We start from the raw sequence: 14,822 nt of genomic DNA on the forward strand, positions 1-14,822 counted from the left end.
CGCGTGGACCGAGGACGAATGATCGAACCCACCTCCTCGGGCCCCGCGCGGCCCGGCGCGAGATCATCCTCACCCCCTTCGATGAACTCCTTGACCTTCGACATGTCGTGGCGCCGGATTCCCTGCTCTGCCCGGCAATGTTGGGTGGTGGTGGAATCGATCTGCCGAACCTCCTTCACCCCTCCATGAACTGAGGAAACGACAAGGGCACTGGGGAATGAGGAATCTGATGCAGAGACGCGAGTTGACTGGATAAGGGACTTATCAAGTTCTGTCGATCTCATGGCGGGGAGTCGCTCATCGTTTGGGGTGTTTGATCGCGGGGGTAGCTGACCTCGAACCGGAGCGAATCTTGCGGTCCGGCCGCAAGGGTGCCTTGGCGGTGTGGCGTGATGCGGTGGCGTTCAAAACCCTCTACGGAGGGGCCTGCGCCGCAACGAAGTCCGGCACCTGCAGCTGGTCGATCTCTCCCGCAACGCCCGGGCACCCATCCAGTCCCTCAGTCGCTGCAAATTCTGCATTCGAAATGCATATCCTGCAATGGCGCGAGGTGAACACACAGGTCAGAGGCTGTTTCGTTCGCTCGGCTCGGCTGCCCACGTACTGCGTATCGCAAATGTCACGGTCAAGTCCCAGGGCGTGGTGTACGACGGTCGACGCGTGACTCCTCGTGGGGTTATGCGGTCAGAGCCGCCGGCGTCACCTCCTCGGTAGGTTCGGGTGTTGCGTGGGTGCCGCGAGACCGGGCGAGCACGTCGAGGCCGAGGTAGCGGCGGCCTTCGATCCACTCGTCATGCTGCTCGGCGAGTACCGCGCCGACGAGCCGAATCAGGGCGGTGCGATCGGGGAAGATCCCGACCACGTCGGTTCTGCGCCGGATCTCCTTGTTCAATCTCTCCTTTAACCGGCCTTCGCGTGTGGGTCAATCGCAGACTGGCGATCTGGAGTCAGCGGTCGAGCCGGTGGAGGTGATCGGTCAGGGCGTCTGCAACGCGGTGGTGGCGAGCAGCTTCGTCGGGCCAGCCGCGGTCGCAGGCATCGGCTTCGAGTGCCTGGACGTCGGTGCGTTGCGCCTCGAGCGCGCCGCGGAACTCGGGTCCGGTGACGAAGTTGTCGCAGGTCTCGCAGATGTTGGCATAGGGACAGGCTCCGGCCGCTTCGTGCCGAGAACAGTAGCCATGGGCAACACGGGTTTTGAGCATCTCGCTGCCGAGCCAGCTGACGGTGTCGGGAACGATCGGCTTGCCGACCGGGGTAAGGGTGAACCGGCGGCGCATCTTGCCCATGGCCTGGTCGTAGGCGTCGCGCAACGTCGGCGATGCGAGGGTGGCGTAGCGGAGAGTCATCTGAGGAGTGACGTGCCCGAGCAGCGCCATCAACGCCTGCAGGCTCATCCCGGCATTGGCGAGCTCGGTGGCCCAGGTATGCCGCAGCTGGTGCGGGGTGACAATCAGGGGCCCGCCGCCAGTGCCGCGCAACCCAGACCGTTCAACGGCGGCGAGCAGCCCGTTGCGCAGCCGGGTCTGGCCGAGGCGGCGGCCGTGCGCGACGAACAGAAAATCGGTCAAAGCTCCGGTGCGCGGATGCGGCAGTGGTCGGCAGACGCCGCGTTGGGTGGTCCACTCGTCCAACACCGCGACGGTGGCGGCCGAGAGCGGCACCATGCGCTCGGTCGCGAGTTTGCCCAGCGGCACCTTCAGCCAGGTCCCGGCCGGGCCGTAGTCGACGACGCTGCTGAGCTCGAGATCGAGCAGTTCCCCGACCCGCAACCCCGCCCCGCGGAGCGCCGTCAACCCGATGCGGGCGAACGGATCCTCCAATCCGGCAACAGCGTTCATCACCACGCCGTCGACGTCGGGTGCCAGTGCGCGGGGCAAGGGTTGGTCGAGCTTGGGGACGTCGGCAGCGAAGACCAGCCGACGCGGTGGTGCCTGCTCCCAGCCCCATTCGGTGAGATCGTCAAGTAGGTTGCGCAGGCTCAGCACCGCCGATTGGATCACGGCCCTCGAGATGGTGCGTCCGGCGCCGGCGGCGGCGCGTTGCCCACGCCAGGTGCGGGTGCGGTTCCAGGCGAGGAAGCCCTCGATGTGACTGCGGTCGAGGCCGTCGAGGGACGTGACCTCGGGGTGGTGTGTGGTGAGGTAGTCGGCGAACGGCAGGAGGTCGTTGATCAGTGATTCGACGGATTTCGGGCGAAGCACGGCGGCTCGGACGGTGACGTAGCGCAACAACGTCTCGCGGATCGCGTCTGCCATCGGAACGTCGGCGAACCGTTGGGCGTGGCTGCGGGCCCAGGACCGGCGCCGTGGTGGAATGTCGACGATGCGGGCCTCGAACAGCACCTGCCGCAGACCCGCGATCCGGTTGCGGTATGCCCGCCGAGACGACGGCGGAATAGATTGTGTTGCAGCCAATGCGGCGTCGAAATCGTCGACGGTGTCGTTGGTGATGTCGCTGACGAGTCCGCCATGCCAGGCGAGCAGCACCGCCAGGCACTCGCCGAGGACGGTCTCGACCCACGACGGTGCCCAGCCCAAGGCCAGTCCGGCAGTCCGGGCCGCGGCGAACCCGTCCGGGTCGCGGGCCTCGACCGCACTCCCGAGTCCGGTGAGGTTCTTGACCGCGGCGAACTCGAGGTCCAGTCGCAGCTCGTCTCGACCGATGACGTGACACAACAGCGGCCACGCCCCGGTGCTGCGGAGTTCGGTAAGCCGGTCCGAGGCAGGCCGGGCCATCCATTCCCGCAGATCCGGGTGCACGGCCAGGAATGCGGTTGCGATGCGGGTGCGGCCGCGGACGGCTCTTCCGCCCAGCCCGAGGGTGGCGACGTGGTCGAGATAGCCGGCCAGCACCGTATCCGGGTCCACCACGGTCGGCCATGCCGTGGTCATCGCCGTGCCCCGGCGAGACTGGCCCGGGCGGCGCCGTATTCGGCGGCGAGCTGCTCGATCGACAGGTGCACGTACTCGGCGGTGGTCTCCGGGGAGGCGTGCCCCATCAACTCCCGCAGCACCATCAGATCGATTCCCGCGGAGGCGAGTTCGGTGCCGTAGGTGTGTCGCAGCCGGTGCGGACGCACCCGACCCGCGCCGGACAGGTCCCGGTGCCGCCGGAACAACGATCGCAACCCGGCCTCGGTCACCGGCGCCCCCACGGTGGGGCCCCGCAGCACCACGAAGCACTCCGGTGTGACCAACCCGGGTGGCCGCTCGAGGCGCAGATAGGCCGATAGTTCGGTGAAGAACACCGCATCGACCGGCACCACACGCTCCTTCGAACCCTTGCCGAGCACCCGCAGCCGGCGTCGACCGAAATCCACCTCCGCCAACCGAAGCGATCGCACCTCGGCGCTGCGCAGACCCCCGAGCAGCATCGCCCACACCATCGCCCGATCCCGATGGGTGCGCAGCGACGAGACGAACACGTCCACCGCGTCGGCGTCGAGGGATTCGGGCAGCAACCGCGGCTGGCGCACCAGACGGCCTCCGGCCCGGGGCCGGCCGGGCCCGAGATGCCCGAGCAAACCCCGCCCCGACGGACGTAACCCTTGACCCCGCCGGGGTGAGGGCACCGGATTGTCGGCGCGCACCCCGGTCATCACCAGGTACTCGAACAACGCCCGCACCGCCGCGACCCGCCGGTTGATCGTCGACGCCGCCGCCGTGCGCTGCCTGCCGTTCCTCGTCGTTGCGCCGGGTCGGGGATCACGGCGCACGCCCTGCCAGTCGATCCACTCGAACACGGTCACCGGCGTCACCGACGCCAATCCGAGATCGCGGGCGATCAGGAACCGCGCCAGGTTCAGCACATCGAAGGCATACGCCCGCACCGTCGCCACGCTGAACGCACGCCCGGCCAGATGTTTGAGGAACGCGTTCGCTGCCGCGCAACCCTCCCACTCGCCGACCACCACATAACCGTCGTCCACCGCGTGCACCCGAACGGCCATCGCCTGCTCCTCTCCGATCGAGCCGACACCGTCAGCATGCGCCCCATCCGGCCATCGGCCCCGGACCTCACGCCGCGCATAGAATCGTGTCGCCCGAGAGCCGGTTAACCGATCGGGGATTGTTCGACCAGATCTGACGCCAGATCTGCTTCGGGAAGCCGGTGAACGCGAGCAGATCCGGGCGAGCCGCGTCGAGATGGTCGGCGACCTTCGGAAGCTTCTCCGACAAGGCGTCGATCACTCGATCATATTGAGCATGAACGGAATCGGCGTCCGGCTGGTCGTAGACGGAGTGCAGGAGCGCACGCACCCAGGGCCACGAGTTCTTCGGTGTCTGGGACATGAGATTGGTCGAATAATGCGTTCGGCAGCGTTGCCAAGCGGCCCCGGGCAGGGTCGCGCCGATCGCCGACACGAGGCCGGCGTGCGCGTGAAGAGGTCACCAACCGCACGCCGGACAGCCCGCGGGCGACCAGCGACCGGAAGAACGCCAGCCAACCGGCCCCGTCCTCGGCGGAGGTCACCTCGATTCCCAGGATCTCGCGGTAGCCCTCGGCGTTCACTCCGACCGCGACGAGCGCGTGCACGTTCACCACCCGGCCGTTCTCGCGGACCTTCAGGACGAGGGCGTCGGCGGCGACGAACGTGTACGGGCCGGCGTCGAGCGGGCGGCTGCGGAACGCCTCGACCTGGGCGTCGAGGTCCTTGGCCATCACGGACACCTAGGATTTCGACAGGCTGGTGATGCCGAGCGAGTCGACGAGTTTCTCCATCCGGCGGGTCGAGACCCCGAGCAGGTAGCAGGTGGCCACCACCGAGGTCAGGGCCCGCTCGGCACGCTTGCGGCGCTGCAGTAACCAATCAGGAAAGTACGAGCCCTGACGCAGCTTGGGGATCGCGATGTCAAGGGTTCCGGCGCGGGTGGGGGTACCGCCCTGCACGCAGTGCTTGGGGGAGCGAAGTCCCGGTGGCGGTAACCGTTCCGGCTGTTGGTGCGGTCCTCGGAGCGTTCACCAAAACCGGCGCCGCACAGGCTGTCGGCCTCGGCGCCCATCAGCGCGTCGATGAACGTGGACAGCAGGCTGCGCAGCAGGTCGGGGCTGGCGTCGGTGAGGCGATCGGTCAGGAACTGGTGCAGGTCGATATCGTGGGCAGTGGTCATCGCGTGCTCTTTCGTCGAGTCGAGTTGGTAGCTCTCTCGAAGAATCACGCGATGACCGCCTACTTTCCGGCTACGACACGCCGGTGACGTCCTGATCCGGCTCGTACACCATCGTCATGGACGCAACCCGGTTTAGGATCGCCTGTGGCAGGGATGGTTAGGGGCGAGGCGATGGGGAACAGCGAATGCTGCCGGGTGGGGAGGGTTCGCTGTTGTGGCTCGCGGTGGGGCAGGAGCTGTTCCCGAGGATGACCCGGAGACAACGATGTGTTCGGCGAACTCCCAGCCCACTGCGATCTTCTCAGTGGTGTGCGCTCTAGCGAGGCCACACCGGGACGGCCGTCGCCGGCCGCGCCTGCTCGAACCACCGGGCGATTTGAAGGAGCCTGACGTCATCGAATCGCCGGCCGGCAAACTGGGCGCCGACGGGGCGGCCGTCTGCGGTGAAACCTGCGTTGACCGTCGCGGCCGGTTGTTCGGAGAAGTTGTAGGGCACCGTGTACACGATGTCGTGAAGAGCGGTCGCGGGATCATTCGTGGGTCCGCACCAGTCCGCCGGGAACGCGGCAACGGGTGCCACCGGCGAGAGTATGACGTCGTAGCTGCGTGTTGCTTGAATAACGGCGCCGCGCATTGCCTGCACAGTGTCGTATGCGTTGAGCAGTTCCGTCGCAGACAGGTCGGCAGCCCCGAGCGCCCACTGCACGAAGTAGGGCAGTGCCGCTTCGCGACTGGACCGACTCAGATTTTTGACCTCGCGCCACGCACGCGCGCGGAAGAACAGGCACAGCATCTCGAATTGGTGAGGCGTCATGATCGGATCGATCTCCTCCACGCACGCCCCCGCTTCTTCGAATGCTTTTCCGACCGAGTGGATCACGGCACGGATTTCGGGATCGGTCGGCAGTCCGCAACCCGCGTCGGTGTGGATTGCCACTCGTAGTTTCGCGATATCGGATTCGTCGTACGGGGAAGACGCGACCGCACCCCAGTCGGCGGGACGTTCCTGGTAGGTGTAGTCGCGGTACCGCTCGTCTGGCTGCGCGATGACCTGCATCGCCCGTGCGACGTCGTCGATTGTCCTGGCGAGGGGTCCGACGTGCCGGCCGATGTACGGAACATCGACCGGCACGATGGCGTATGTCGGTTTCAGGGCGGCTAAGCCAGTCCAGTTCGCCGGCAGGCGAACCGATCCGCCGATGTCGGTGCCGATATGGATCGGACCGAATCGTGCTGCGGCTGCGGCCGATGACCCGGCACTCGAGCCGCCCACCGTCCAGTCGAGGTTCCACGGGTTTCTCGTCACACCGTGGAGGCTGGAGACGCCGGACGTCAGCATCCCGAACTCAGGCATGACGGTCTTGCCGAGACGGACAGCGCCCGCTGCCGACAGCAGTTCCGCTACCGGGCCGTCTTCGGTCGCAGGTGCGGCATCGGCGCGTGCGGCGGTGCCCGCAGGTGACGGTGTGCCCACGGTGGCGAGGTTTTCCTTGAGCGTGATGGGCACACCGTCGAGTGCCGTGTTTGCCCGTCCAGCGGTCCATCTCGCAGTGCTCTGATCGGCGGCTCTTTCTGCGGCGGCGTGCTCGCGGACGTAGAACGCGTTGATCTCGGGGTTGTGTTGATCGATGCGATCCTGGATTGCCGCGAAGACTTCTGACGGGGTGAAGTCCTTCTGTCGGTAGCCGTCGATCAGCTCAGAAGCTGTGAGCGCTGCCAGCTCGCTGATGTGATCGGTTGACGCCATGGCGAAGGTTCCTAACTGAGGTGGCCGATTAAGGGTTCGTGATCGGGTGGCAGCTATGTCTCTTGCTCGTCGAGTTCGACGATCAGTTCGACCTCGACGGGGGCGTTCAGTGGGAGTTCGGCCACCCCGACGGCGGAGCGGGCATGCTGGCCCTTGTCACCGAAGACGGCTAACAGCAGGTCGCTGGCGCCGTTGACGACGGCGGGTTGGCCGTTGAAACCGGGTGCAGAGGCGACGAATCCGACGACCTTGACGACCCGGATGATGGAATCGAGGTCGACCAGGGCGGATATTGCGGCGAAGGCGTTGAGGGTGCAGATGCGGGCGAGTTCGGCGGCGTCCTCGGCGGACACGTCCGCGGCGACCTTTCCGGTGTGCGGCAGGGCTCCGTCGACGAGGGGAAGCTGCCCGGAGGTGTAGAGGTAGTTGCCGGTACGGACCGCGGGCACGTAGCTGGCAACCGCGCTGGATGGGGCGGGGAGTTCGAGTCCCAGTTCCGTCAGGCGTTGGCGGATGATGGTGTGCTGGGCTGTCTGTGTCGGGGTCATCGTCAACTTTCGAATGTGGGTGCTATTTGCAGAAGCTGGCTGCGGTGTCGGTGAGGATCTGCGTGACACGGGCAAGGGAGTCGATCTCGATCCATTCGGTGGCCGCGTGAGCACCGCCGCCGTCGACGCCGAACAGCAGTCCGGGGATCCCCGCGTCGAGGAGGAGGGCGGCATCGGTCCAGTACGGCTCGCCGCGGATTACCGGTGGCTTGCCGGTGACTCGTTCGACGATCGGCAGGATCGTTTGGACGAGGGGTTTTCGCTCGGCACGCTGAACGGGTTCCGCTCGAGCCCCGGGGTGATGCTGTATTCGAACTGCGGATCCACGGCTTTGATCGAGTCGAGGATCTCGCGTAGCTCGGCTTCGACCGTTTTCGACGATCCGCCCGGCACGGTGCGGCGTTCGACGGAGATGGTGCACTGGGCGGGGTAGCTCGAGATTTCTTCGCCACCGGTGATGACGGAGGCGTGGATGTTGCCGCTGCCGAGGGTGGGGTGGCCGGGGGTGCGGGCGAGCTTGTGGGCGAGTTCGTCGAGTCCGGTCAGGAAGCGCCCGGCCTTGGCGATGGCGTCGATCCCGAGGTCGGGGCGGGAGCCGTGTGCGGCGACACCGTGGATGGTGACGTCGAACCAGGCGAAGCCGCGGTGGGCGAGGACGATTTCCTCGTGGGTCGGTTCGGAGACGATGGCCGCGTCTGCGGTGTAGTGCCGCAGAACCTCCTCGGTTCCGGCACTGGCGTACTCCTCGTCGGCGACCAGGGCGACGAGGATGTCACCGGGGTGTGGTCGTGCGGCCACGTCGGCGGCGGCGATCATCATCGCCGCGACGCCGGCCTTCATGTCGAAGGTGCCCCGGCCGAACATCTTGCCGTCCTCGAGTATCGGTGCGAGGGGGTCGCCGTCGTAGCCGGCCAGTGTCACCGTGTCGAGGTGGCCGTTGAACATCAGGCTTCTCCCGCCGCCGCTGCCGGCCGCGATGGCCACGATCGAGGGGCGTCCGGGAGTCGATTCGAGTCGGTCGACCGTGAATCCGTGGTGGGTGAACCAGGTGCTGACGAAGTCGGCGATCGCGGGTTCTCCGGCCGCACCGGGAACGAGGTCGGGATTGACCGAATCGATGGAGATGAGTTCCCGGAGGAGCTCAGTCGGGTCGAGTGTGGTGTTCATGTCGTCCTCGGAAGAGTAGGGAAGAGAAGGAAGGGCGGCCAGGTTCAGCGGCCGTCGAGTGGGTTGGCGGCCAGGCCCTCGGTGCTGATCAGGACGACCACGGATTCGGAGCCCAGACCCAGGGCGCGTCGCCGGTCGGCATCTGAGAGTGCCGCCCGCACGCCGGCGAGGGACGCGGCCCCGCAGGGGCCGACATCCTGGCCGAGGTCGGTCAGATCGGCGACAGCGGTGCGTGATTCATCGTCGCTGATGCTGATCGCCGCATCGAGCCCCTGCTGCAGGGATGGCCACCCGATCACCGACGGGGTGCCGCAGTTCAGCCCTGCCATGATCGTCGGAGTCGTCGTGTCGACGCTGGTCGGTGTCCCGGCGCCGAGGGATTCGGCAACGCAGGCCGCGGTGATCGGCTCCACGCTGAGCAGACTCGGGCGTGCCCCGCCGCTGCGATAGTGGTCGACCATCGCGTGGGCCAGGGAGCCCACACCTACCGGGCACGCGACCAGATTGGGTTCGAGCCCTTCGGTGCGCAACGATTCGTCGACCTCGGCGAACAAGGTGATGTACCCCTCGACGATCCACTGCGGAACGTCGACATAGCCGTCCCAGGACGTGTCCTGGATGAGGAAATCCAACGGCCTGTCCGCGGTGGAGGCGTTCGCTGCCGCGACGACCTCGTCATAGCTGCCGTCGAAGGCAATCACCTGCGCGCCCTCGCCGCCGATCGCATCGACGGCCGCCCGACTCAATCCCGCCGGGATGTACACCCGTGCGGAGACTCCGAGCAACGCCGCCATTCGCGAGACTGCCCGTCCATGGTTGCCGTCCGTCGCGGTGACGAGCGTCAGGTCCTTCGGATTCGTGACTACTTCGCGCAGGCGTGCCGACAACCGCGGGACCGTCATGGTCACCGGATCCATTCCCAACCAGTCGCTGAGGGCACGGCAGGTCGCCCACGATGCTCCGAGAATCTTGAACGCCGGCAACCCGAGCCGGTTCGACTCATCCTTCACGAACACCCGGCCGACCGACAGCTCGGCAGCAAGAGAGGGGAGCTCGGTCAGGGGTGTAGGTGCGTAGCCGTCGAGGGTCCGGTGGAATTGAACTGCGGACCCGGGCGCCTGGGTGCGCCAGTCGCGAGCAGCGCTGTGGGAGTACCACCGGGTCGCTTCAAGGGAAGTCATGCCACCCATGGTTACCCATCCATCAGTGAAGGTCCAGTGACCATAAATGCGCAGTATTGAACGCTATTACTTACCATTCTCGGATTTAGTGTGACCCACTTAGCACGTACTTGCTTAAGAATAGTCATCAGAAATCGGCGCTTTTCTCGATGGAATGTGTCGTGGAACATAGTGGCAGTTCGATCGACGGTGACGAGGAGGGCTCCGGCCCGGTCCACCAGGGCGGAAACGGACTTCATGCGAAAAGGCAAGACTCGGGCCGTCGTTCAGGTCCACGGATGCGGAAGACCCGACCCTCGACAGGGTGATGCGGCCGCACTCAGCGCCTCGGGCAGCCCTAGTGCACGACAAGGAGTGGCTCATGCAGAACATAGCTGAAGCGTTCGCGCCACCACCGGATACCGCGGGCCAGTTGAGTGATATCGAACTCGCGGTGGTGCTCGCCATTCTGACAGGAGACTCGACGCCGCTTCTGCAGTTGTCCGGTTCCACACGACACCGTTGACCCGATCCTCGTCCTGTTCGTCCCTACCAGTCGCGTGCCCGGGGCCGGCCTGACGGCCCATATCCTGCACCTTTCAGTAAAGGAACCCTCCCCATGGACAATCCACCCCCGATACAAGCCGCTCCGCCAGCGGTGCATACGGCAGACGACGGCTACCGCAAGGCTCTCAGCAATCGCCAGATCCAGATGATCGCCATGGGAGGGGCGATCGGGGTCGGGCTGTTCCTCGGAGCGGGGTCGCGGCTCCAGGCCATGGGCCCGTCGCTGATCCTGGCCTATCTGGTGTGCGGTACCGTCGCATTCTTCGTGATGCGAGCGCTCGGCGAGCTGGTCATGTACCGGCCCTCGTCGGGAAGTTTCGCCAGCTACGCCCGCGAATTCATCGGTCCGGGAGCGGGATTCGTCTCCGGGTGGATGTTCTGGTTCAACTGGGGGGTCGGCGGAGTCGCCGAACTGACAGCCATCGGTATCTATGTCCATAAATGGCTTCCCGACTTGGCACAGTGGGTGACGGCGCTGATTGCCCTCGCCATTCTGCTCGCGGTCAACCTTCTCTCGGTGAAAGCATTCGGCGAGTTCGAGTTCTGGTTCGCGATCGTCAAGGTTGCGGCGATCGTCTGCTTCCTGGGTGTCGGTATCTGGTTGGTCGCCACCGGCGCGCAGATCGGTGGTGGCACCGCCGGACTGGGTAACCTCTTCCACGGTGACAGTGTCTGGACCAGCTTCTTTCCCGCCGGCTTCGCAATCGCTCTTCTGAGTCTGCAGTCGGTGATCATGGCCTACAACGGCATCGAAATGGTCGGCATCGCGGCCGGTGAGACCGCGCAACCACGCAAGGTCATTCCCCGGGCGGTCAATTCCGTCGCACTGCGCATCATTCTGTTCTACTGCGGGTCCGTGCTGCTCCTCGTCATGATCATGCCGTGGACTGCGTATGGTGCCACCGAATCTCCCTTCGTCCTCGTCTTTTCCGAACTGGGCGTCCCGGCCGCCGGCCACATCATGAACATCGTCGTGATCACCGCCGCGTTGTCCTCGACGAACTCCGGCCTGTACTCGACGGGACGAATCCTGCGCAGCATGGCCGAACGCCAGCAAGCTCCGCGAATCCTCTCGTACATGAGCCGACGCGGTATTCCTGCCGGCGGAATCATCTTCACCGCCGTCGCGGCCCTGCCCGGTGTGGCCTTGAGCTACGTCGTTCCGCACGAGGCGTTCGACATCATCCTCGCCCTCGCCGGCCTGGGCGCACTCTGTACCTGGACGACCATCCTGGCCTCGCACCTGGGCATGCTGCGCCAGCGGCGCAACAACGGCGAACAACGCGAAGCCTTCAGGATGCCCTTCGCCCCGTACTCCAACTACATCGCCATTGCCTTCCTGTTGATGGTCGTCGTCTCCCTCGGATTGGCGCCCGACCTGGCTGCGCGGGTCGCCCTGTGCGCAATCCCCCCGATCGCACTGGTCCTCTTCCTCGGTTGGCGATCAGTGCGCGGACGCGTTACGACCCAGGAAGTCTTCATAGCGACAGAAGACCGCACACCCGGCCTATAACGCTCCAGCACCCTCACCGGTTCGGCCCTGTGGCAGCACTCGCCGCCACAGGGCCAGACTCGTCTGTAGTGCACACTCACGATTCGACACCCGACTGGGCCAAAACGTCCGCGCCCCGCTTCAGTGAAGCGCGGACGGCGGCAATCGTCGGGCTGTTCCTCGTCGACGAACGGCTGGCCACGAGGACCTCCCGATAGGCCAATCCCGCTCCGGTGGGGAAACGGGCAACGCCCGAGCCCAGCTCGGCGAGCGCCAACCCCGGCAGCACGGCGACCGCGAGTCCCGCTTCGACCAAATGCCTGTGCACCAGCAGATCCTCGGACCGGCAGATGATCGATGGTTCGAAACCAGCCCTGCGACAACGATCGATCACCCACATCCCGGGAACAGAATCCGCCAACTCCATCGCCCAATTCGCTTGCGACAACTGGGCGATCAGATCACTGTTGGCGTCCAAAGGAGACGCGAGTTTCTCCGACATCACCAACCACAACGGATCGGTCATCAGCTTGTCCACGTCCGCCCCCTCCGGGATGCGTTCGGGATAACCGGGATAGCTCTCGACGATCACCAGATCGAACTCGGACGAGACGAGACCAGGCATCGTTGTGGGTGGTTCGCCCTGGGTGAACTCGATCTTCACCAGTGGGTAACGCTGTCGCAGATCTTCCATCGCGAACGGGACGAGGGTGAGTGCGGCGGTTTGAAATGCGGCGACGCGAACGGTCCCGCGTACCTCACCGAGAGACGCGGTGACGTCCGATTCCGCTTCCTCGAGCAGGCTCAGGATTCTCTCGCCGTGCTGCACCAGTATCAGGGCTTGCTCGGTAAGCCGCACCCCGCGCCCGGCAGGCTCGATGAGCGGCACACCTATCTCTTTCTCCAACTGACGCAACTGCTGCGATACCGCAGAAGGGCTGTAGGACAGCACATCTGCCACTGCAGCGAGGGTTCCGCGTCGGTGCAGTTCGCAAAGAAGGCGTAACCGCTGAACATGAAGCACGACCAACTCGATTCATTCGACAATCTAATTAATTTCATCTTTGAACGGATCGATTATCTATGCAAACCGCGGAGAGATGCGGGTTGCACCCCCCTGATCCGCTCGGACGGTGGGTCAGGTCATATGCCGACCTTCACACCGCCAGGCGTCGATCCTCTGAACTAGGCAGATGGTATGTCCCCGTGACAGCCGAAGAACCACGCCCACAACGCGATACTGTCCACACAACGGCCAGGAAGCTCAGACGATGGGGGGACTCCGTGACCGATGCAGCAACCACGCCGCCACTCGGGAAGATCCTGACCGCCGACGAGACCGCCCGGCTCGTGGCCCGAGTCGCATACCCCACCAGCCCGCTGGTGAACGAGGAACTCGCCCTGCCTGCCCCGGCCCGAGCCTACGGTTATCGGCGGGGTGCCCTCGGCCTGCCGGACCTGGCAGAGAAGGCGCGCACGCTTCTGCCCGAGGCAGCCGACGGCCGCGCCGCGGCCGACACGGATTACTGATTCCGGGCCCGGCGCGTAGCGACCACCCTGCTCGGTTCCCGGCCGCCGGCACCTGAAGGGTGAAAGGGTGCGGGGTATGACATTCCGGCTGCCGACCACCCTCGCGACCGACTCGGACGCCGCGGCGATCGCGGCACTGAAGAGGTACTACGGCCACCCGTACCTGGGCGACGACGCCTACGTCGGCGCGCACCTCGACGCCTGGTCCAGCACCGGTAGTCGGGCCGGGGAGGCGGACCGGTTGACCGCGGACGACCTGGTCGCGGAGGGTGTTCCTGTCCGTGCAGGTCGCCCCGACGGCGGCGCGGGCGATCCTGTACACCGAGGCGGAGGCGCTGAACGCCCCTTCTGACGGCGATAGGCCCGGATCGGGACCTGGTTCGACGAACCGGACCCGCTCGCCTCGGGATGGCCCGCCTGGGACCTGGAAACGGCCCTGTGGGCGCTGCCGGGGATCGGCCAGACGAAGGCGACGAAGCTGATCGCCCGCAAACGCCCGCGGCTGTAGCCGATCTGGGACTCCGTCGTCAGTCAGGTCCTGGGCACCGAGCGAGCACATCTGAACCCGGTCCGTGAGGCACTTCGCGCCGACGACGGGGCATTACATAACCGGCTCGAGTCGCTCCGCGAGGAGGCCGGCCTCCCCGAAGAGATCTCGGCACTGCGGGTGTTCGATGTGATCGCGTGGATGGACGGCAAGAATCGCGGCCCCGGAAAGCGCTCTGACCTGCAAAGATGCCACGTCCCGGTGTCCTCCCGTAAGTCAGGTTTATGGTGCCGTTCATGCATGAGCTGTTTGTCGTGATGCATTCGGATGCTGAGCACACCGAGCGTGACCTGGTGGGGGCGCATCGGTAGCTTGATGGTGTAGCTGCCCACATCGGACCGCCGGCAGTGAGTCGCATGTCGTCAGCGATCGGAGGCGTGTTGATGGGCGAGTTCAGGTTCGGGCAAGACTTGGTGCGGGCGTTGCTGCGGGATCAGCATCCGGATCTGGCAGACCTCGTGCTCCGAGACGTCGACGGGGGTTGGGATAACCAGCAATGGCGTCTGGGGGAGGAGTTGGCGGTGCGGTTGCCGCGTGCCGAGCGTGCGCCTGCTCTGTTGAGCGTTGAGCAGAGGTGGTTGCCGGAGTTGGCGGTGCGGTTGCCGCTGCCCACGCCTGCCCCGGTGCGTGTCGGCAAACCTTCGGGCCTGTTCGAGCACACGTGGACGATCGCGCGCTGGGTCGAGGGGGAGCCGGCCGATCATGTGCCGGTCACACGTGTCGATGTGGCCGAGGTCCTCGCCGGGTTCCTTGGTGCGCTGCACGTGCCGGCGCCCGCCGATGCGCCGGCCATCCCGACGCGCGGTATCCCCTTGGCCGGATTGCAGGAAGAGGCCGAGGTCGGGTTCGAGGTCATTGCCGACCACGCGAGCGCGGAGGGCGCGCGGGAGGTGTGGCAGGAGGCCGTCGCGGCGCCGGGGTGGCAGGGGGGCGCCGGTGTGGCTGCATGGTGA

General features: G+C 65.9%; 12 protein-coding genes and 4 pseudogenes. 6 read left to right on the top strand and 10 right to left on the bottom strand.

The genetic code is table 11. The features are described from left to right. Positions 1-676: 676 nt before the first annotated feature. From JVH1_RS23885 to JVH1_RS23925, 9 genes and pseudogenes are all read right to left on the bottom strand, one after another. Positions 677-898: pseudogene (locus tag JVH1_RS23885) on the bottom strand (transposase); the annotation flags it as partial. A gap of 49 nt (positions 899-947) precedes the next feature. After that, positions 948-2,891 (bottom strand): tyrosine-type recombinase/integrase, encoded by a 1,944-nt coding sequence (locus JVH1_RS23890; RefSeq protein ID WP_043783006.1) that lies wholly within the window; start codon positions 2,889-2,891, stop codon positions 948-950. Beyond that, positions 2,888-3,949 (bottom strand): tyrosine-type recombinase/integrase, encoded by a 1,062-nt coding sequence (locus JVH1_RS23895; RefSeq protein WP_043783004.1) that lies wholly within the window; start codon positions 3,947-3,949, stop codon positions 2,888-2,890. Before JVH1_RS23895 ends, JVH1_RS23890 begins: the two co-directional genes overlap by 4 nt. 112 nt (positions 3,950-4,061) lie before the next feature. Further along, a pseudogene (locus JVH1_RS23900) lies at positions 4,062-5,111 on the bottom strand (IS256 family transposase); the annotation flags it as partial. A 316-nt stretch (positions 5,112-5,427) separates the two neighbouring features. Then, positions 5,428-6,858 carry an amidase gene (locus JVH1_RS23905; RefSeq protein ID WP_009475344.1) on the bottom strand — a complete coding sequence of 477 codons (1,431 nt, stop codon included), beginning with the start codon at positions 6,856-6,858 and terminating at the stop codon, positions 5,428-5,430. Positions 6,859-6,911: 53 nt separating this feature from the next. Continuing rightward, entirely contained in the window at positions 6,912-7,406 is a 495-nt protein-coding gene (locus JVH1_RS23910) for a RidA family protein (protein WP_009475343.1), read from the bottom strand. Between the two features lie 22 nt (positions 7,407-7,428). Further along, positions 7,429-7,719 (bottom strand): annotated as a pseudogene (locus JVH1_RS23915) (M20/M25/M40 family metallo-hydrolase); the annotation flags it as partial. After that, on the bottom strand, positions 7,605-8,573 hold the full coding sequence (locus JVH1_RS23920) for a M20/M25/M40 family metallo-hydrolase (RefSeq protein WP_009475342.1): 969 nt from the start codon (positions 8,571-8,573) through the stop codon (positions 7,605-7,607). The pseudogene JVH1_RS23915 and the gene JVH1_RS23920, both read right to left, overlap by 115 nt. Before the next feature lie 44 nt (positions 8,574-8,617). Beyond that, positions 8,618-9,754, bottom strand: coding sequence for a diaminopropionate ammonia-lyase (locus JVH1_RS23925; RefSeq protein WP_043779193.1), 1,137 nt, complete (start codon positions 9,752-9,754; stop codon positions 8,618-8,620). A gap of 361 nt (positions 9,755-10,115) precedes the next feature. Here JVH1_RS23925 and JVH1_RS23930 point away from each other — a divergent pair, with 361 nt between their 5' ends. Next, a complete protein-coding gene (locus JVH1_RS23930; protein ID WP_009475340.1) occupies positions 10,116-10,259 on the top strand; it encodes a hypothetical protein in 144 nt (47 codons plus the stop codon). A 93-nt stretch (positions 10,260-10,352) separates the two neighbouring features. After that, positions 10,353-11,813 carry an amino acid permease gene (locus JVH1_RS23935; RefSeq protein ID WP_009475339.1) on the top strand — a complete coding sequence of 487 codons (1,461 nt, stop codon included), beginning with the start codon at positions 10,353-10,355 and terminating at the stop codon, positions 11,811-11,813. A gap of 76 nt (positions 11,814-11,889) precedes the next feature. Here JVH1_RS23935 and JVH1_RS23940 read toward each other — a convergent pair whose 3' ends face one another. Continuing rightward, the gene (locus tag JVH1_RS23940) at positions 11,890-12,816 is read right to left on the bottom strand and encodes a LysR family transcriptional regulator (protein ID WP_009475338.1); all 927 of its coding nucleotides are present in this window, start codon (positions 12,814-12,816) and stop codon (positions 11,890-11,892) included. 260 nt (positions 12,817-13,076) lie between these two features. On the opposite strand from JVH1_RS23940, the gene JVH1_RS23945 reads away from it, so the two are divergent. From JVH1_RS23945 to JVH1_RS23960, 4 genes and pseudogenes are all read left to right on the top strand, one after another. Next, positions 13,077-13,322: a hypothetical protein gene (locus JVH1_RS23945; RefSeq protein WP_009475337.1), complete on the top strand. Its 246-nt coding sequence runs from the start codon at positions 13,077-13,079 to the stop codon at positions 13,320-13,322. Positions 13,323-13,398: 76 nt separating this feature from the next. Further along, positions 13,399-13,674, top strand: coding sequence for a hypothetical protein (locus JVH1_RS23950; protein WP_009475336.1), 276 nt, complete (start codon positions 13,399-13,401; stop codon positions 13,672-13,674). A 93-nt stretch (positions 13,675-13,767) separates the two neighbouring features. Beyond that, positions 13,768-14,127 (top strand): annotated as a pseudogene (locus JVH1_RS23955) (DUF6308 family protein). Positions 14,128-14,225: 98 nt separating this feature from the next. Next, a complete protein-coding gene (locus JVH1_RS23960) occupies positions 14,226-14,822 on the top strand; it encodes a phosphotransferase (RefSeq protein ID WP_009475335.1) in 597 nt (198 codons plus the stop codon).

The sequence above is a fragment of the Rhodococcus sp. JVH1 genome (assembly GCF_000280725.2).
In the GTDB taxonomy this organism is placed as follows: Bacteria; Actinomycetota; Actinomycetes; order Mycobacteriales; family Mycobacteriaceae; genus Rhodococcus_F; species Rhodococcus_F jostii_A.